This window comes from Streptomyces sp. TRD_SC_5 (assembly GCF_056836825.1).
Map to the genome: position 1 here is coordinate 1166691 of NZ_JBWZZS010000001.1, position 18255 is coordinate 1184945.

Annotated in this window: 16 protein-coding genes; 4 read left to right on the plus strand and 12 right to left on the minus strand. The window is 68.9% G+C overall.

The features are described from left to right. Positions 1-77: 77 nt before the first annotated feature. A complete protein-coding gene (pafA, locus tag AC1P0E_RS05490; protein WP_482741009.1) occupies positions 78-1439 on the minus strand; it encodes a Pup--protein ligase in 1362 nt (453 codons plus the stop codon). A gap of 9 nt (positions 1440-1448) precedes the next feature. Beyond that, complete coding sequence (locus tag AC1P0E_RS05495; RefSeq protein WP_482741010.1) at positions 1449-2720, minus strand: MFS transporter; 1272 nt, start codon at positions 2718-2720, stop codon at positions 1449-1451. A gap of 121 nt (positions 2721-2841) precedes the next feature. Between AC1P0E_RS05495 and AC1P0E_RS05500 the strand changes: the two genes are divergently transcribed. Further along, positions 2842-3897 (plus strand): LacI family DNA-binding transcriptional regulator, encoded by a 1056-nt coding sequence (locus tag AC1P0E_RS05500; RefSeq protein ID WP_482741011.1) that lies wholly within the window; start codon positions 2842-2844, stop codon positions 3895-3897. 81 nt (positions 3898-3978) lie between these two features. On the opposite strand, the gene prcA is transcribed toward AC1P0E_RS05500, so the two are convergent. The 5 genes from prcA to arc form a co-directional block, all read right to left on the minus strand. Continuing rightward, the gene (gene prcA, locus AC1P0E_RS05505; protein WP_482741012.1) at positions 3979-4725 is read right to left on the minus strand and encodes a proteasome subunit alpha; all 747 of its coding nucleotides are present in this window, start codon (positions 4723-4725) and stop codon (positions 3979-3981) included. A 56-nt stretch (positions 4726-4781) separates the two neighbouring features. Next, the gene (gene prcB / locus AC1P0E_RS05510) at positions 4782-5627 is read right to left on the minus strand and encodes a proteasome subunit beta (RefSeq protein WP_482741013.1); all 846 of its coding nucleotides are present in this window, start codon (positions 5625-5627) and stop codon (positions 4782-4784) included. 147 nt (positions 5628-5774) lie between these two features. Next, positions 5775-5993: a ubiquitin-like protein Pup gene (locus tag AC1P0E_RS05515; protein ID WP_482741014.1), complete on the minus strand. Its 219-nt coding sequence runs from the start codon at positions 5991-5993 to the stop codon at positions 5775-5777. Positions 5994-6128: 135 nt separating this feature from the next. After that, positions 6129-7640: a depupylase/deamidase Dop gene (gene dop / locus AC1P0E_RS05520; RefSeq protein WP_482741015.1), complete on the minus strand. Its 1512-nt coding sequence runs from the start codon at positions 7638-7640 to the stop codon at positions 6129-6131. Positions 7641-7899: 259 nt separating this feature from the next. Further along, positions 7900-9666, minus strand: coding sequence for a proteasome ATPase (gene arc / locus AC1P0E_RS05525; protein WP_482741016.1), 1767 nt, complete (start codon positions 9664-9666; stop codon positions 7900-7902). Positions 9667-9907: 241 nt separating this feature from the next. Between arc and AC1P0E_RS05530 the strand changes: the two genes are divergently transcribed. Then, positions 9908-10228, plus strand: a complete 321-nt coding sequence (locus tag AC1P0E_RS05530) for a ferredoxin (protein WP_482741017.1) — start codon at positions 9908-9910, stop codon at positions 10226-10228. Positions 10229-10232: 4 nt separating this feature from the next. Here AC1P0E_RS05530 and AC1P0E_RS05535 read toward each other — a convergent pair whose 3' ends face one another. The 3 genes from AC1P0E_RS05535 to AC1P0E_RS05545 form a co-directional block, all read right to left on the minus strand. Then, positions 10233-10796, minus strand: coding sequence for a hypothetical protein (locus tag AC1P0E_RS05535; RefSeq protein WP_482741018.1), 564 nt, complete (start codon positions 10794-10796; stop codon positions 10233-10235). Positions 10797-10971: 175 nt separating this feature from the next. Then, entirely contained in the window at positions 10972-11880 is a 909-nt protein-coding gene (locus tag AC1P0E_RS05540; RefSeq protein ID WP_482741019.1) for a tRNA (adenine-N1)-methyltransferase, read from the minus strand. Between the two features lie 80 nt (positions 11881-11960). Then, positions 11961-13184 carry a site-2 protease family protein gene (locus tag AC1P0E_RS05545; protein ID WP_482741020.1) on the minus strand — a complete coding sequence of 408 codons (1224 nt, stop codon included), beginning with the start codon at positions 13182-13184 and terminating at the stop codon, positions 11961-11963. 118 nt (positions 13185-13302) lie between these two features. On the opposite strand from AC1P0E_RS05545, the gene AC1P0E_RS05550 reads away from it, so the two are divergent. Next, the gene (locus tag AC1P0E_RS05550; RefSeq protein ID WP_482741021.1) at positions 13303-14196 is read left to right on the plus strand and encodes a RecB family exonuclease; all 894 of its coding nucleotides are present in this window, start codon (positions 13303-13305) and stop codon (positions 14194-14196) included. Positions 14197-14209: 13 nt separating this feature from the next. Next, a complete protein-coding gene (locus AC1P0E_RS05555; protein WP_482741022.1) occupies positions 14210-14881 on the plus strand; it encodes a response regulator in 672 nt (223 codons plus the stop codon). Positions 14882-14946: 65 nt separating this feature from the next. Here AC1P0E_RS05555 and AC1P0E_RS05560 read toward each other — a convergent pair whose 3' ends face one another. Then, positions 14947-16536, minus strand: coding sequence for an ABC transporter substrate-binding protein (locus tag AC1P0E_RS05560; RefSeq protein ID WP_482741023.1), 1590 nt, complete (start codon positions 16534-16536; stop codon positions 14947-14949). Between the two features lie 87 nt (positions 16537-16623). Beyond that, positions 16624-18225 carry an ABC transporter substrate-binding protein gene (locus AC1P0E_RS05565; protein WP_482741024.1) on the minus strand — a complete coding sequence of 534 codons (1602 nt, stop codon included), beginning with the start codon at positions 18223-18225 and terminating at the stop codon, positions 16624-16626. Between the last annotated feature and the right edge of the window lie 30 nt (positions 18226-18255).

The window sequence follows — 18255 nt, forward strand, 5'->3', positions numbered from 1 at the left end:
GCGTCACAAAATGCTTCGGTCCCCGCCCGGACGGGGCGAGGACCGAACCACTGTTCACGACCGGGTCAGTCTGTCGACTACATGCCGGCGATGAGCTTTTCCACCCGGTCGTCGACCGACCGGAAGGGGTCCTTGCACAACACGGTGCGTTGTGCCTGGTCGTTGAGCTTGAGGTGCACCCAGTCGACGGTGAAGTCGCGCCGCTGTTCCTGGGCCCGGCGGATGAAGTCGCCGCGCAGCCGCGCCCGGGTGGTCTGCGGCGGCACCGACTTGCCTTCGAAGATCTTCAAGTCGTTGCAGATGCGCGCGGCTTGCCCCTTCTTCTCCAGCAGGTAGTACAGCCCGCGCCGACGGTGGATGTCGTGGTAGGCGAGGTCTATCTGGGCGACCCGGGGGTTCGACATGGTCATGTTGTGCTTGGCGCGGTAGCGCTCGATGAGCTTGTACTTCATGACCCAGTCGATTTCGGTGCCGATCCGGTCGAGGTCCTCGGCCTCGATCGCGTCGAGCGCGCGGCCCCACAGTTCGAGAACCTGCTCGACCGTGCCCGTGCGGATGCCGCGGCGGTCCACGAAGTCCACGGCCTTCTCGTAGTACTCGCGCTGCACTTCTATGGCGGACGCCTCGCGGCCGCTCGCCAGGCGCACCTTGCGCTGGCCGGTGATGTCGTGGCTGACCTCGCGGATGGCCCGGATGGGGTTCTCCAGGGTGAGGTCACGCATGACCGTGCCGGCCTCGATCATGCGCAGGACGAGGTCGGTGGCGCCGACCTTGAGCAGCATGGTCGTCTCGGACATGTTGGAGTCGCCGACGATGACGTGGAGCCTGCGGTAGCGCTCGGCGTCGGCGTGCGGTTCGTCGCGGGTGTTGATGATCGGCCGGGAGCGGGTCGTCGCGGAACTGACGCCCTCCCAGATGTGCTCGGCGCGCTGGCTGACGCAGAAGACCGCGCCACGCGGGGTCTGCAGCACCTTGCCGGCGCCGCAGATGAGCTGGCGGGTGACGAGGAACGGGATGAGGATGTCCGCGAGCCTGGAGAACTCCCCGTGCCGGGCCACCAGGTAATTCTCGTGGCAGCCGTAGGAGTTTCCCGCAGAGTCGGTGTTGTTCTTGAAGAGATAGACGTCGCCCGCGATTCCCTCCTCGTGCAGGCGGCGTTCGGCGTCGACGAGCAGGCCTTCGAGAATGCGCTCGCCCGCCTTGTCGTGGGTGACGAGCTCGGTCACGTTGTCGCATTCGGGAGTTGCGTATTCCGGATGCGATCCCACGTCGAGGTAGAGGCGGGCGCCGTTCCGCAGGAAGACATTGCTGCTGCGGCCCCATGACACAACACGGCGGAAGAGGTAGCGCGCCACTTCGTCAGGAGACAGTCGGCGCTGTCCCCTGAACGTGCACGTGACGCCGTACTCGTTCTCCAGCCCGAAAATGCGGCGGTCCATGACTGAACATTACGCCTGATGGCCTGTCCTGAAACCGGGTTCGGCCGCACCGATTCGATCATTTTCGCAAGGGATTACGACAGAGTCCTGGGGAAGGGGAGCGGCGACGGGAATCGTGAGAACCCGCCGGGTCGCCAGCAGGACAAGCAGCGCGGCCACTCCGCCGCCCGCCGCGACGGCGAAACTCGCGGCCGTGCCGCCGTATTCGACGGCCGGTCCCGCGGCGCCGGTTCCCACCGCGGCGCCTACGCCGAAGGTGGTGACCAGCCAGGAGAACGCCTCGGTGACGGTGCCGCGCGGGGCGTGCCGGTCGACCACGATAAAGGCGCAGGCGAGCGCGGGCGCGAGAAAGACTCCGGAGACGGCGGCGAGTACGACCATCGCGGGGACGCCCGGGGTGAGCATCAGCGGCAGATACCCGAGCGCGAGCAGGGCCACGATGAACCGCAGCCGCCGCTCGGGGGCGCCGGCCCACTGCCGGGCGCCGTACACCGTGCCGCCCACCAGCGCGCCGAGTCCGAGGGCCGCCATCAGCCAGCCGTACACCGCGTCCCGGCCGTGGTCGTCGGCGTACGCGACACCCGCGACCGTGATCGAGCCGAGCGCCAGGCCCACGAAGAAGAACGAGCCGAGGAGGGCCAGCAGACCCGGCGAACGCAGGGCGCCCAGCCAGTGCGCCTCGCGGGGCGCCGAACGCCAGGCCCGCGAAGGCTCGGAGAGTACGACGGAGAGCGCGCCCAGCACGCCTATGGCGTTGATGACGAGCAGCGCGGCCGCCGGTGACCACAGCGCCACGAGCAGCGTGACGAGCAGGGGCCCCACGGTGAAGATGATTTCCTGCGCCACCGCGTCCATGGCATACGCCCGGTGCACCCGGTCCTCACGGCCGAGCACGTTCGGCCACAGGGCTCGCAGGCCGCCTTCGAGGGGCGGCGTGAAGACCCCGGCGAGGGCCACAGCGGCGTACGCGAGGGGCAGCGGGTCGATCCCGGCGAAGGTGAGCAGCACCATGCCGAGCGCGGACAGGACCGCGGCGGGAAGCTGCACGCGCGGCTGCCCGTACAGGTCCACGGCGCGGCCGAGCAGCGGCTGCCCCACCGCGTTGCCCAGCCCGTACACCGCGGCGAGGCCGCCCGCCAGCGAGTAGCTGCCGCCCTCGGCGCGGGTGAGGAGCACGATCGCGATGGGGGCGGTGGCGTTGGGCAGCCGGCCCACCAGAGTGCCCGCCAGGAGGCGCGCGGCGTACCGCGTCCTCAGCAGTTCCGCGTATCCCGCGGCCATGTCCGCCCCTCTCTGCTCCGGCGCGAACCGAAGTTGTACGTATAACGTCCTGTGTCATACGTACCATGAGCCAGTCCGCGGGTCCACCTCGCGGCAAGAAGCCGTTGCTGCGGAGGCACGAGTGACCAGCCCGGACGAAACCCCGGACGACACCAACGAAACCGCCGGTCCCGGGGCGCACGCCGCGCCGCCCACCAGCAGGGATGTCGCCCGCGCCGCCGGGGTCTCGCAGGCGACCGTGTCGCTGGTACTCGGCGACAAGTGGCGCGGCCGTGTGTCGGAGCGCACCGCGGATGTCGTACGCGAGGCAGCGCGCGAGCTCGGGTACCGCCCCAATCTCGCCGCCCGAAACCTGCGGCTCGGCAGGACCAGGACGGCGCTGCTCGTCGTGCCGGCGCTGACCAACGAGTTCTTCGCCCGGGTCTACGAGGGCGCCGCCCGCACGGCCGCCGCCCACGATTTCGGCGTCGTCCTCTACCCCTCCCCCGACGGTACGGGGCCGGCCCGCGACCCCTTCGCCTCGGCACAGGCCACACTGGACGGCGTCATCGCGTCCTCCATGGCCGCCGGCGCCCTCGGTGCGATCCGCGGCGCGGGGCTGCCGCTCGTGATGCTCGACAGCGACCCGGCGGACCCGGGCGCCGCCGCGCACGTGAATCTCGACATCGCGGACGGGATGCGCCAGGTGACGGACCATCTGCTCGCCCTCGGGCACCGCCGGTTCGTCCACCTCGCGTCGGCCGTGGCGTCCTGGACGTTCGACGTACGCGCCGCAACCCTCCACGACGAGCTGCGGCGGGCCCCCGACGCGGTCGTACGCACGGTGCCCGCGCCCCTGGACGTACACGGCGCCAGAGAGGCCGCCGAGCTGGCGCTGACCGGCCCGGGGCCGCGGCCGACGGCGCTGATCTGTGACGACGACATCGTCGCGGCGGGCGCCTGCAAGGCGGTGCGCCGCCTCGGGCTGCGGGTGCCCGAGGACGTCTCGGTCACCGGGTTCGACGACCTGGCCCTGGCGACCGCCGTGGAGCCGGAGCTCACAACCGTGCGGCTGCCCGCCGAGCAGGTCGGCGAGCGGGGCATGGCCGCGCTGCTGGCGGTCCTGGAGGGCCGGCGGCCCGAGGGCGGCGAGATCGCCGTGGAGCTGGTCGTCCGCGGCTCCACCGCACATGTCTGACGCGGGTTCACCGCATTCACCGCATGCCGGTGCCCCGGGCCGCTGGACGGCCCGGGGCACCGGCTGTGACGTCCGGAGCGGCTACTCCTCGGTGTCCGAAGCGGTGTCGGTCGGCGCGGCCGCGTCACCGTCCGCCTCCAGCAGGCGTGAGAGCTGACGGCCGACGATGCGCTTGAACTTCCGCTCCTGCGGGCGCGTACGGTCCAGGACCGCCACCTCGAGCCGCTCGGCGGGGATCTCCCGCTCGCTGCCGTTGGTGTCCCGCGAGAGCGCCTGTACGGCGAGCTTGAGCGCCTCCGCGAGCGTCATCCCGTCCCGGTGGCGCTGGTCGAGGAAGGTGCTGATCTGCTCCGCGTTGCCGCCGACCGCGACCGAGCCGTGCTCGTCCACGATCGAACCGTCGTGCGGCAGCCGGTAGATCTGGTCGCCCTCGGGGCGGGCCCCGACCTCGGCGACGACCAGCTCCACCTCGTACGGCTTCTCCGCGTTGCTGGAGAAGATCGTGCCCAGCGTCTGCGCGTAGACGTTGGCGAGGCCACGGGCCGTCACATCTTCACGGTCGTAGGTGTATCCGCGCAGATCGGCGTACCGGACGCCGCCGATCCGCAGGTTCTCGTACTCGTTGTACTTGCCGGCGGCGGCGAAGCCGATCCGGTCGTAGATCTCGCTGAACTTGTGCAGCGCGCGGGACGGGTTCTCGCCGACGAATACGATGCCGTCGGCGTACTGCAGCACGACAAGGCTGCGACCGCGGGCGATGCCCTTCCGGGCGTATTCCGCCCGGTCGGCCATGGCCTGCTGGGGTGAGACATAGAACGGCGTCGACACCGGCTATCCGTCCCTTTCTGTCAGTGGCACGTCGGATCTCATAAGGACAGGAGCCGTCAGAGAAGCGCGGCCCGGGGACCGTCGGGCTGTTCCAGCCGCCGCTCGAGGATCGAGCGGGCCAGCTCGGAGGACTCCGCCTCGGTGAGCCGCCGGAAGCCCTCGTCGGTGATCACGGTGACGATCGGATAGATGCGGCGGGCCACGTCCGGGCCGCCCGTTGCCGAGTCGTCGTCGGCCGCGTCGTACAGCGCCTGGACGACCAGCGTGGTCGCCTGCTGCTCCGTCAGATCGTCGCGGTAGAGCTTCTTCATCGACCCTCGGGCGAAGATGGAACCGGAGCCCGTGGCCGCGAACCCGTGCTCCTCGGAGCGGCCGCCCGTCACGTCGTACGAGAAGATGCGGCCCTTCTCACGGTCGACGTCCCAGCCCGCGAAGAGCGGGACGACGGCCAGGCCCTGCATGGCCATGCCGAGATTGCTGCGGATCATCGTGGAGAGCCGGTTCGCCTTGCCCTCCAGGGAGAGCTGGGCGCCTTCCACCTTCTCGAAGTGCTCGAGCTCCAGCTGGAAGAGCCTGACCATCTCCACCGCCAGACCGGCGGTACCGGCGATGCCCACCGCCGAGTACTCGTCGGCGGGGAAGACCTTCTCGATGTCGCGCTGCGCGATCATGTTGCCCATGGTCGCCCGGCGGTCACCGGCGAGCACCACGCCGCCGGGGAAAGCGGCGGCGACGATCGTCGTGCCGTGCGGAGCCTCTATGACGCCCTTCATGGGCGGCAGGACCCGCCGTCCCGGCAGCATGTCGGGCGCATGGTCGCCCAGAAAGTCCATGAACGACGACGAGCCCGGCGTCAGGAAGGCAGCCGGCAGACGCCCGGTGCTACGAGGGTTGGCTTCCACGCGTTTCCTTCCGGATAAGCGGCGGCCCGCCACTGGGAGGCCGGGCCGATCTTTCGAACTGTGCACGGACCATACCCGTACGGTCGCCGGTCATCCGTCCCGGTGTGCCGGACCTGGGTCCACGGCCACCGGGACGGACAACGGGCTTTACTCCCCGCCCTTTTGAACGAAGGAGCGAACGAAGTCCTCGGCGTTCTCTTCCAAGACGTCGTCGATCTCGTCCAGTACGGAGTCGACATCGTCCGACAGCTTTTCCTGGCGCTCCTTGAGGTCCTCGGAGGCCTGCGCGTCCTGCGCGGTCTCCTCGGTCTCCTCGGTGGAACGTGTCGCCTTCTGCTGTCCGCCGTCGCTGTCCTTGGTCGCCATCTCTACCTCACCCCGCTCGCTCGGTTCGATGTCCTTGATCAGACCCTACAAGCGGGGTCTGACATCCGCGCCGTACTTTCACAACGCGTGGGGATCACCTCGATGATTCCCACCCGCCGCCCCTTTCAGCCGCCCTCAGCCGCCGGAAAGCACCCGGACCAGGTCTTCCGCCGTCCTGCACCGGTCGAGGAGTTCCTTGACGTGGTTACGTGTACCGCGCAACGGTTCCAGGGTGGGCACGCGCTGGAGCGAGTCCCGGCCCGGCAGGTCGAAGATCACGGAGTCCCAGGAGGCCGCCGCGACGTCGTCCGCGTACTGCTCCAGGCAGCGGCCGCGGAAATACGCCCTGGTGTCCTCAGGAGGCTTCGTACCGGCCCGCAGCACCGCGTCCTCGTCCAGCAGCCGCTTCATCTTCCCGCGGGCCGCCAGGCGGTTGTACAGGCCTTTCTCGGGGCGCACGTCGGCGTACTGGAGGTCCACCAGGTGAAGCCTCGGCGCGTCCCAGTCCAGGCTGTCGCGCCTGCGGTAGCCCTCGAGCAGCTCCCGCTTGGCGATCCAGTCCAGCTCGCCCGACAGGCTCATCGGGTCGTTCTCGAGCCGGTTCAGTACGTCCTCCCAGCGCGCCAGGACGTCCTTGGTCTGGTCGTCCGCGTCGACGCCGAACCGCTCCTCGACGTACTTGCGTGCCAGCTCGAAGTACTCCATCTGAAGCTGGACAGCGGTGAGTGTCCGGCCGCTGCGCAGCGTGATCAGCCGTTGCAGCGTCGGGTCGTGCGAGACCTGGTGCAGGGTGCGCACCGGCTGGTCGATCGCCAGGTCGACGTTGATGAAGCCGTCCTCGATCATCGACAGCACCAGGGACGTCGTACCGAGCTTCAGGTAGGTCGAGATCTCCGAGAGGTTCGCGTCGCCGATGATCACGTGCAGCCTGCGGTACTTCTCGGCGTCGGAGTGCGGCTCGTCGCGGGTGTTGATGATGGGGCGCTTGAGGGTCGTTTCGAGGCCTACCTCGACCTCGAAATAGTCCGCTCGCTGGCTGATCTGGAAGCCGTGCTCGTGGCCGTCCTGGCCGATGCCGACGCGGCCGGCGCCCGTGACGACCTGCCGGGACACGAAGAACGGCGTCAGGTGGCGCACGATGTCCGAGAAGGGGGTCTCCCGCTTCATCAGGTAGTTCTCGTGCGTGCCGTAGGACGCGCCCTTGTTGTCGGTGTTGTTCTTGTAGAGGTGGATCGGCTGGGCGCCCGGCAGCTGGGCGGCCCGCTCCGCCGCCTCAGCCATGATCCGCTCGCCGGCCTTGTCCCAGAGCACCGCGTCCAGCGGATTGGTGACCTCCGGGGAGCTGTACTCGGGGTGCGCGTGGTCGACGTACAGCCGCGCGCCGTTCGTGAGGATGACATTGGCCAGGCCGATGTCCTCGTCCGTGAGCTGACTGTTGTCGGCGGCCTCCCGGGCGAGGTCGAAGCCTCGCGCGTCCCGCAGCGGATTCTCCTCCTCGAAGTCCCAGCGGGCGCGTCGCGCCCGGTGCATCGCCGCCGCGTAGGCGTTGACGATCTGGGACGAGGTGAGCATGGCATTGGCGTTGGGGTGGCCGGGGACGGAGATCCCGTACTCCGTCTCGATGCCCATTACTCGCCGTACGGTCATGCGGCCCTCCTTGCCCGGCGTCGCCCCCGGACGGGGGCGGCACTCAAGTACCGCTGGTTCTCCGGTGCGTGTGCGGTGCCCGGCCCCGCACTGCGCGACTCGGCGGTACCGAAGAGCCTAGAACGCCTCTGCCCTGGTAGGGAGATCAATTCCGTCATTGCTCTGGTGTGGTCGGTATGGCGGCCGGTGTGGCAGCCGGTGTGGCTGGAAAGCAGCAGGCTGCGGATACCCGAGCGGGTACCCGCAGCCCGTCTGCGATCTACAGGTACTGACCGGTGTTTGCCACCGTGTCGATGGAGCGTCCGGTGTCCGCGCCCTGTTTTCCGGTGACGAGCGTGCGGATGAATACAATCCGCTCGCCCTTCTTTCCGGAGATACGGGCCCAGTCGTCCGGGTTGGTGGTGTTCGGCAGGTCCTCGTTCTCCTTGAACTCGTCCACGCAAGCCTGGAGGAGGTGGGAGACCCGAAGGCCCTTCTGGTTCTGGTCGAGGAAGGCCTTGATGGCCATCTTCTTGGCCCGGTCGACGATGTTCTGGATCATCGCGCCGGAATTGAAGTCCTTGAAGTACAGGACTTCCTTGTCGCCGTTCGCGTACGTGACCTCGAGGAAGCGATTTTCCTCGGACTCCGCGTACATCTGCTCGACGACCGACTGGATCATGCCGTGGACCGCGCCCTCCCTGGAGCCCGTGTGCTCGGCCAGGTCGTCCGCGTGCAGCGGCAGGGTGGAGCGGAGGTACTTCGCGAAGATGTCCTTCGCCGCCTCGGCGTCCGGACGCTCGATCTTGATCTTCACGTCGAGCCGGCCCGGCCGCAGGATCGCCGGGTCGATCATGTCCTCACGGTTGGAGGCGCCGATGACGATGACGTTCTCCAGGCCCTCCACGCCGTCGATCTCGGCGAGCAGCTGCGGAACGATGGTGTTCTCCACGTCCGAGCTGACACCGGAGCCACGGGTGCGGAAGAGCGACTCCATCTCGTCGAAGAAGACGATGACGGGGGTGCCCTCGCTCGCCTTCTCCCGGGCACGCTGGAAGACGAGGCGGATGTGCCGCTCGGTCTCACCGACGTACTTGTTGAGGAGCTCGGGGCCCTTGATGTTGAGGAAGTAGCTCTTCCCCGCGGGCTGGCCGGTCACCTCGGCGACCTTCTTGGCAAGGGAGTTGGCGACGGCTTTCGCGATCAGCGTCTTGCCGCAGCCGGGCGGACCGTAGAGCAGGATGCCCTTCGGCGGCCGCAGTTCGTGCTCCTTGAAGAGGTCGGGGTGGAGGTACGGAAGCTCGACCGCGTCGCGGATCATCTCGATCTGGCCGCCCAGACCGCCGATCTTGTCGTAGTCGACGTCCGGGACCTCTTCGAGGACGAGCTCCTCGACCTCGCTCTTCGGGATGACTTCGTAGACGTAGCCGGACCTGGTTTCCAGCAGCAGGGCGTCGCCGGGGCGGATGGTGACGTCCATCAGCGGCTCGGCGAGCCGCACCACCCGTTCCTCGTCGGTGTGCCCCACCACCAGGGCGCGCTCGCCGTCCTCAAGGATTTCCTTGAGGGTGACGATTTCCCCGGCGCGCTCGAACTCCATGGCCTCGACCACGTTGAGGGCCTCGTTGAGCATGACCTCCTGGCCACGCCTGAGCTCTTCGAGCTCCACGCTCGGGCTGACGTTCACCCGCAGCTTGCGGCCGCCGGTGAAGATGTCTGCCGTGCCGTCCTCGTTCGCGACGAGGAAGACACCGAAGCCGGCCGGCGGCTGCGCGAGCCGGTCGACTTCTTCCTTGAGGGCCACGATCTGGTCGCGGGCCTCACGGAGCGTATTGGCGAGCCGCTCGTTCTGTGCGGACACGCCGGCCAAGTTGGTCTGCAGCTCGACGATCCGCTCTTCGAGAATCCTCGTATGGCGCGGAGAGTCGGCGAGCTTGCGGCGCAGGACGGCGATTTCCTGCTCGAGATAGGCAACCTGTCCGGCGGGGTCCTCAGACCCTCGCCCGGGCCGGATGCCGCGGTTGATGTCGTCGTCGTGGGCTGCCACGGTCCTCACCTCCTCCAAGGGGAGCTGGACGCTTCCTGACCCTACCTGGGCGGGTGCTGGTTGAAACCCCTAGATCACAAAGACTGCGGGGTGTGTCCGATCTTCACCCTTGCGTACTCGCTCACACCAGGGGAATACCCACCCATCAACACGGCAAAGCGGCCGGTTGTATCGTCGAAGTGTTCAACACCCGTCAGGGCTGGCTCCAATTGCTACAACCGCGCAGAAAACGGCAGGAGATATGACCGTGCAGCAGAAGGCTCCCACCGACGACGGCGCACAGACCGGTGACCCGCTCGAGGTGTGGATCGACCAGGACCTCTGCACCGGTGACGGCATCTGCGTCCAGTACGCCCCGGAGGTCTTCGAGCTCGACATCGACGGCCTGGCGTACGTGAAGAGCTCCGGCGACGAACTGCTGCAGAGCCCCGGCGCCACAACGCCCGTGCCCCTGACGCTTCTGAGGGACGTCGTCGACTCGGCGAAGGAGTGCCCGGGCGACTGCATCCACGTACGCCGGGTTTCGGACTGCGTCGAGGTCTACGGTCCCGACGCGGAGTGACGGATCACATACTGCGCGCGTCCGGCAGGACGGTCTTGGCGAACTTGCCGCCCTTCCACTGCCACTTGACCTTCTCCTGCCGGTCGGGGCAGCAGCGCGGCACGTCCGGCGCCGAGTAGCCGAGCAGCGTCGCGGAGACCGCGCCACCGCTGACAGCGAAGTCAGTGACTCCCGTCCCGTCCGCCGGGTCCACCAGGGTCGCCACGACGCGCGAGGGCCCGGTCAGTACGAACACACCGCTCGGCGGGGTGCCGATCCCCGACACACAGCGCACGACCGCGACGGTCTCGGGCCGGCCGTCGCCATCGAGGTCCCCGGAGCCCTGCTTGACCACGGCGGGCTTCTCGCCGTGGCAGTCCAGTGGGTACACCGCGCTCGACGCGTCGGGTGCGGCCGCGACCGCCGCCTTGACCGGCCCGGCGCCGTGGGCGGTCTGGGAGGCGGTGGCGGCTTCGGGCTGGAGCAGCCCGGCCGCGGCGACGACCGCGGCCATCGCGGCGGCGGTGGCGAGCCAGTGCGCCGGGCGGGGCCGGGTGTGCGCGAGGTCCAGGGCGGCGGAGGTCTGCACGCGGGGTGTCTCCTGGGGCTGTACCGGGTGGGTGGCGAGCATCGTGCCACACGTCACAGCTACGCGGAACGGCGGGGTCCGTACCCGTAGGAGACGAAGCGGTAACGGAAAAGCGCCGCCGCTGAGTTCCCCGGTCGGTCGGGGAACTCAGCGGCGGCGCTTGCTCGTTGTCGGGTCAGCCTCGGGAGGCCGACCCGCTCTCGCTTCCGGGCCCCGTGTAGTCGTCGCCGTACGCGCCCTTGGCGGGACGGCGGCGGCGCAGCGGTGCCTCCACGCCGTCCGCGAGGCGGCGGGCGGTCAGCAGGAAGCCGGTGTGGCCGATCATCCGATGGTCGGGCCGGACGGCCAGACCCTCGACGTGCCAGTTGCGGATCATCGACTCCCAGGCGGTCGGCTCCGCGAAGCAGCCGATCTCGCGGATGGACTCGACGGTGCGCGCCAGCTGCGTGGTGGTGGCCACGTAGCAGCAGAGGATGCCGCCGGGGACGAGCGCCTTGCGTACGACCTCCAGGCACTCCCACGGGGCGAGCATGTCCAGGATCACGCGGTCGACGTCGGTGTCGGACAGATTGTCCTGGAGGTCGCCGACGGTGAGCTGCCAGGCGGGGTGCGGACCGCCGAAGTAGCGCTCCACGTTCTGCGTGGCGATCTCGGCGAAGTCCTGGCGGCGCTCGTAGGAGTGCAGCATGCCCTGGTCACCGATGGCGCGCAGCAGGAAGCTGCTCAGCGAGCCGGAGCCGACCCCCGCTTCGACGACGCGGGCGCCGGCGAAGATGTCTGCGAAGGCCAGGATCTGCCCCGCGTCCTTGGGGTAGACCACGGCGGCACCGCGGGGCATGGACAGGACATAGTCGGGGAGCAGGGGGCGCAGCGCGAGGTAGGCGACGTTTCCCGTGGTACGGACAACACTGCCCTCGGGAGCACCGATCAGCTCGTCGTGGGGGAAGGAACCCTTGTGGGTGTGGAAATTCTTCCCGGCCTCGAGCGTGAACGTGTAGTGGCGTCCCTTGGGGTCGGTGAGCTGGACCTGATCCCCGACCTGGAAGGGGCCGCGACGTCGGGCGGCACCGGTCGGTTCGGACATGTGACCAGCCTACCGGTCTTTTGGGGGGCGGATTCGCCGCCGTACGCCGTCGGAGGGGCCAGGACTTCGCCGGGGACTGGCTACTGCGGGCGGGCCATGGCCGACACGAAGGCGCGCTCCACGTCGGCGGTGGACAGCACACCGTAGATCTCGCCGGTCTCCTCGACCACCAGGTACTCCGTGGCCGGGGCGGCCCGCAGGCGCTCCAGGAGTGCCTCGCCCGCCAGCTCGGCCGCGATCTTCATGTCCTCGGTGAGATCCTGCGCGAGTCCGCTCACCGCCACCCAGGGCCTGCGGTGTTCCGGTACGCCGACGATGGCCGCCTCGCGGACGACGCCGGTGGGCTCGCCCTGGCCGTCGACGACGACCAGGGCGCGGGCGCCGGCGGCGTTGGCGCGGCGCAGTGCCTCGGAGAGCGGGGTGGCGGACTCGACGGGGACGGCGCGCCGGGTGAGCGTACGGGCGCGCAGGTCGGGGAGGTGTTCGCGCAGCCGGGCCATGCGCAGGCTGTTGCCGGCGCCGGTCCAGATGATCGCGGCGAGGATGGCGGCGAGCAGGGCGTCGGTGACGGTCTCCATGCCGCCGATGTCCTCGGTGGCGTTGCCGAGGGCGCCGGTGTGCGTGAGCAGCGGAAGGCCGATGAGGACGGCGACGGCGAGCGCCCTGCCGACCCAGGCGGCGGCGATGGTGCCGCTCATCGGCTTGCCGGTGATCTTCCAGACGATGGCCCGGAGCATGCGGCCGCCGTCCAGCGGCAGGCCGGGCAGCAGGTTGAAGGCCGCGACGATGAGGTTGGAGATCATCAGACCGGCCAGCAGGACGCCGGGCACGGTGCCGGGCTCCACGATCCGCATGCCGGCGTAGAACACTCCGCCCAGTACGAGCGAGAGCAGCGGGCCGACGAAGGCGAGGACGAACTCGCGCCCGGGCGTCTCCGACTCCTTCTCGATCTCCGAGACGCCGCCGAAGAACTGGAGCTGGATGCGGCGCACCGGCAGCTTGAAGCGCAGTGCCGCGACCGTGTGGGCCAGTTCGTGGACCAGTACGGAGGCGTAGAAGGCGACGGCGAAGAAGAGGGAGACCAGATAGCGGAGGTTGCCCAACTCGGGGAGTACGCGGTCGAGCTGGCCGCCGAAGACCCAGGTGATGAGGGCGGCGACGAGGAACCAGCTGGGGGCGACGTACACCGGCACACCGAAAGGGCGGCCCATCAGCAGGCCGCCGCCCGGCTCGCGCGGGCGCTGCGGCTTGTCGCCGTTCCCGCCGCTCTGGCCGCGCTTGTCGCGCTCGCCGCTCTCGTTCACAGGGGCCCTTCGTTCGCAAGCGTCCTCGCCGCCGCGTCCGCCGGCCACGCAGCGCGAGAGGGGTCTGCCGTCGATGGTATGCGGACGGCTGTCAGTGGCGGGCCGTAGGGTCTTTGACATGACTACGAGTTCCGGTCGGGCCGACGCTGCCCAGCGCCCCATGTCGCTCTCCCCCTCGCGGGCGAGCGACTTCATGCAGTGTCCCCTGCTCTACCGGTTCCGGGTGATCGACAAGCTGCCCGAGAAGCCGAGCGCGGCGGCGACGCGCGGCACGCTGGTGCACGCCGTGCTGGAGCGGCTCTTCGACGCCCCGGCCACGGAGCGCACGGCCGGGCGGGCCAGGGCGCTGGTACCGGGCCAGTGGGACCGGCTGCTGGAATCGAAGCCGCAGCTCACGGAGCTGTTCGCGGAGGACCAGGAGGGTGAGCGGCTGTCGCGCTGGCTGGTGGAGGCCGAGGAGCTGGTCGAGCGGTGGTTCACGCTGGAGGACCCGACCCGTCTGGAACCGGCCGAGCGGGAGCTCTTCGTCGAGACGGAGCTGGAGTCGGGGCTGCGGCTGCGCGGCATCATCGACCGGGTGGATGTGGCGCCGTCGGGCGAGGTACGGATCGTCGACTACAAGACGGGCAAGGCTCCCCGGCCGGAGTACGCCGAGGGCGCGCTGTTCCAGATGAAGTTCTACGCGCTGGTGATCTGGCGTTGGAAGGGCGTCGTACCGCGCCGGCTTCAGCTGGTGTACCTCGGCAGCGGTGATGTGGTGACGTACGACCCGGTCGAGGCGGATCTGGAGCGGGTGGAGCGCAAGCTGCTCGCGCTGTGGGAGGCCATCAAGGAAGCCACCGAGACGGGTGTCTGGCGTCCGCGCCCGACCAAGCTGTGCGGATGGTGCGACCACCGCGCGGTCTGCCCGGAATTCGGCGGCACTCCCCCGGCGTACCCGCTGCCCGTCGCGATCACGGTGCGCCCGGCCGATCCGGCCGAGACCGGCCAGGGCAGAATGGACCCGGTCTAGAGAAGGAGACTCCGTGGCTATCCGCGTCCTACTGGTCGACGACCAGCCCCTGCTGCGCACCGGCTTCCGGATGATTCTGGAGGCCGAGCAGGATCTCGCGGTCGTCGGTGAGGCCGGAGACGGTCTGCAGGCGCTCGACCAGGTCCGGGCGCTGCAGCCCGATGTAGTCCTGATGGACATCCGGATGCCGCGGATGGACGGCGTGGAGGCGACCCGTCAGATCACCGGCCCCGGCAAGGACGGCCCGGCGAAGGTGCTGGTGCTGACCACCTTCGACCTCGACGAGTACGTGGTGGAGGCGCTGCGCGCCGGGGCCAGCGGCTTCCTGCTGAAGGACGCGCCCGCCAACGAGCTCGTGCAGGCGATCCGGGTGGTGGCCGCGGGCGAGGCGATGCTGGCGCCGAGCATCACGCGCCGGCTGCTCGACAAGTACGCGGATCACCTGCCGTCCGGCGATGAGCAGGTCCCGGACGCGCTGCACACGCTGACCGAGCGTGAGGTCGAGGTGCTGAAGCTGGTGGCCCGCGGGCTGTCCAACGCGGAGATCGCCGCCGACCTCTTCGTGAGCGAGACGACGGTGAAGACCCATGTGGGACATGTGCTGACGAAGCTGGGGCTGCGCGACCGCGTCCAGGCCGCGGTGTACGCGTACGAGAGCGGCCTGGTCAGGCCCGGCGCCCAGTAGCGGACGGCCGGGCCCGGCCCGGCGGACGCCGGCCGTCGGCGTTCGCCGGCGGCCGGCGTCCTGCCTCAGCCCTTGCTGATCTCCCAGAACCGGAAGACGGTCGACGCGTCGAGGGTCCACTCCAGGCCCGCGATGTCGTCGTATGCCACGGCGTACTGCTTGCCCTGCCAGAGCGGGATGATCGGCACCTCGTCGGCGACGATGTCCTGGAGCTTGCCGAAGTCTTCCTCGGCCGTGGGGCGGTCGGTCGCGGCGGCGGTGTCCGGGATGATGCCCTCGGTGATCCGGCGGTTCTCGTAGTTGTTGGCGAGGACGTTGTCCTTGCCGAAGAACGGCAGGGTGAAGTTGTCCGGGTCCGGATAGTCGGGGACCCAGCCCTTCACGTACACCCCGTACTTGCCGGCTGCGATGTTCTTCTCGTACTGCTCGATCTCGACCGACTCGACGCTCGCGTCGAAGAGGCCGCTCTTGTTGAGCTGCTTGGCTATCGCCTTGAACTCCTGGACCGTGGCGGGTCCGTAACGGCTCGGCGTGGCCCAGAGGGTGACCTTCACCTTGCCGTTGATGCCCGCGCCGCGCAGGGCCCGCTCGGCCTTGTCGGGCTGCGGGCTGCCGCCGTAGGTGTCGAAGAACGCCGTGTTGTGGGCGCCGATACCGCTCGGGATGATCGAGTACAGCGGGGTGGCGGTGGACTGGTAGACGTCCCGCACCAGCGCGTCGCGGTCGATGAGGAATGCCATCGCCTTGCGCACGGCGGGCTTGCCGACGACCGGGTCGTTCACGTTGAAGACCAGGTGCTGGACCTCGGCGCTGGAGCCCTCGACGACCTCGATGCCCTTGTCGCTGTCGGCCTTGGAGTGCTCGAGCTCGGCGATGTCGCCGGCCATGAGGCCTCGGTAGGCGATGTCCACGTCGCGCCTCTTGAGGGACGCGGCCAGCGCCTTCTGGTCACCGTGGAAGAACTTCATGGTGACGCCGTTGTTCTTCGTCTCGGCGGTGCCCTTGTAGTTCTCGTTGACGGAGAAGACCGCCTCGGTCCGGCCGAAGGCGTCCAGGTTGTACGGGCCCGAGCCGACCGCCTGCTTGTCGGTGCGCAGCTTGTCGAAGTCGTACTCACGGTGGTCGACGATGGAACCGGCGCCCGAGGCGATCTTGCTCGGGAAGGTGGCGTCCGGCACCTTGAGGTTGAAGATGATGTTCTTCTCGTCCGGCGTCTCGATCGTGTCGATGGAGCCGAGCATGACCGCCGCGGGGCCGGTCTGGTCGTTGATCTTCAGGGAGCGCTCGAAGGAGTACTTGACGTCCTTCGAGGTCAGGTCGTTGCCGTTGCTGAACTTCAGGCCGTCGCGCAGCGTGCAGCGGAAGACCGTGCTGCCGCCCTTGTCGAAGTCGCAGGTCTCCGCGGCCTCGGGCTGCGGAGTGGAGCTGCCCTTGGGGAAGCTCAGCAGCGACTGGAAGACGTTGTTGAACAGCAGCCAGGAGCCCGGGTCGTAACCCGATGCCGGGTCGGTGGCCAGCACCTCGTCCGACATTCCGATGACCACACCGCCGTCAGTGCCCCCCGAGCCGCCCTTCTCGGTGCCACAACCGCTGAGCAGCCCTGCCGCCAGCCCCGCAGCGAGCGGGGCCGTCAGCCACTGATTACGCCTTTTCACGGATCCTTGCCTCACAGATTCGATGAATTGCCTACCGGCGACGCGGTCTTCGCGGCCCGGCTTCTGACGGACTACTGCCTGCCGGCGTCAGGAGACGCCGCGGCCCAGCTCCCACAACTGCAGGTCCGCCGAGGAGTTGAGGGCCCACTCGACACCGGTGATGTCGTCGCGCGCGGCGACGTACTGCTTGCCCTGCCACAGCGGCAGCACCGGCACGTCGTTGGCGACGATCTCCTGGATCCGCTCGAACGGCCCCGCGGCCGAGGCCCGGTCGGCCGCGCGGCGCGACTGGGGAATGAGCTTGTTCCTGGCTTCGCTGCTTACGTACGGGGAGTTGAGGAAGTTGTCCTTGTCCAGGAACGGCGCGACGTAGTTGTCGGCGTCCGGGAAGTCGGGGAACCAGCCCATGCCGTAGACGGCGTACTCGCCGCGCTTCTGGCTGTCACGGAACTCCGACCACGCGGTGCCCTTGATGCCGACGTCGAAGAGCTTCGTGTCGTTGAGCTGCTCCTGGAGCACCTCGAACTCCTTCTTCGTCGCCGGTCCGTAGTGGTCGCTCGTGTAGTTCAGCGTCAGCTTCACCGGCGTGGTGATGCCGGCGGCCCTCAGGAAGCCGGCGGCCTTGGGCCGGTTCGGCTCGCCGTACTTGTTGAAGAACGAGTTCTGGTGCCCCGTGATGGTGTTCGGGATGAGCGAGTACAGCGGCTCGGCCGTCGCCGGGTAGACCTCGCTCGCCAGCTCCCCACGGTCGACGACGGCGGCCAGGGCCTGGCGCACCGCCTTGCTCTTCACCGTGGAGTCCTCGGTGTCGAAGCCGAGGTAGCGGATTTCCAGCCCGGGCATCTCGATGAGGTCGATGCCCTCGGTGGGGTTCTCCGCCAGGTCCTTGATCTGTTCGGGCTGCAGGGTGCGCGTCATCATGCTGATGTCGCCGTCCCGCAGCGCCTTCTCCATGGACTCGGTGTCGGCGAACGACCGCAGTTCGACCTTGTCGTTCTGGAGCTCCAAGTCGCCCTTGTACTCGGGGTTCTTGGTGAAGACCGCCTTGACGACCCGATCGCCCTGGGTCTCGGTCTTCAGCGTGTACGGGCCCGAGCCGTCGGCGGAGAACCCGTCCCGGAGCGCGCCGGCCTTGTATGTGTCGGAGTCGACGATCGCCGCGGCAGGCGTCGCGATCTTGTACGGGAACGTGGCGTCCGGCGTCCTGAGGTGGAAGACGATCTCGTGGTCGCCGTTGGTCTCGATCATGTCGATGTTCGAAAGGAGCGCGACCGGACCGTTGTTGTTCTTGATCTTCAGCACCCGCTCGACCGAGAACTTGACGTCCTGGGCGGTGAGCGCGTCGCCGTCGGCGAACTTCAGCCCGCTGCGCAGAGTGCAGCGGTAGCTCTCGTTCTGGGTGTCGGTGAAGCCGCACTTGGAGGCCGCGTCCGGCACCGGCTCACCGCCGCCGCGCGGGACGTGCATCAGCATCTGGACGGTCTGCCGGAGAACGTTCCAGGCACCCGCGTCATAGGCGAACGCCGGATCGAAGGGCGCGGGCGCGTCCTTGGTGGCCACGAACTGGTCCGTGGTGCCCACGACAATGGCATCACCGCCCTTACCGCCGCTGCCCGGCACGCCGCACGCGGCGAGCACGGGCGCGAGCAGGCCGATTACGGCCGGCAGCACCAAAGTCTTGCGGTTCATCCTGGACGTTCTCCTCATCCGGCACTGAGT

Bases quoted from the DNA above. Each gene is read 5' to 3' on its own strand.
- dop (WP_482741015.1), bottom strand. From the start codon at position 7,640: ATGACCGTACGGCGAGTAATGGGCATCGAGACGGAGTACGGGATCTCC.
- AC1P0E_RS05540 (WP_482741019.1), bottom strand. From the start codon at position 11,880: ATGTCCGAACCGACCGGTGCCGCCCGACGTCGCGGCCCCTTCCAGGTC.
- AC1P0E_RS05530 (WP_482741017.1), top strand. From the start codon at position 9,908: ATGACCGTGCAGCAGAAGGCTCCCACCGACGACGGCGCACAGACCGGT.
- AC1P0E_RS05515 (WP_482741014.1), bottom strand. From the start codon at position 5,993: ATGGCGACCAAGGACAGCGACGGCGGACAGCAGAAGGCGACACGTTCC.
- AC1P0E_RS05565 (WP_482741024.1), bottom strand. From the start codon at position 18,225: ATGAACCGCAAGACTTTGGTGCTGCCGGCCGTAATCGGCCTGCTCGCG.
- AC1P0E_RS05495 (WP_482741010.1), bottom strand. From the start codon at position 2,720: ATGGCCGCGGGATACGCGGAACTGCTGAGGACGCGGTACGCCGCGCGC.
- pafA (WP_482741009.1), bottom strand. From the start codon at position 1,439: ATGGACCGCCGCATTTTCGGGCTGGAGAACGAGTACGGCGTCACGTGC.
- AC1P0E_RS05550 (WP_482741021.1), top strand. From the start codon at position 13,303: ATGACTACGAGTTCCGGTCGGGCCGACGCTGCCCAGCGCCCCATGTCG.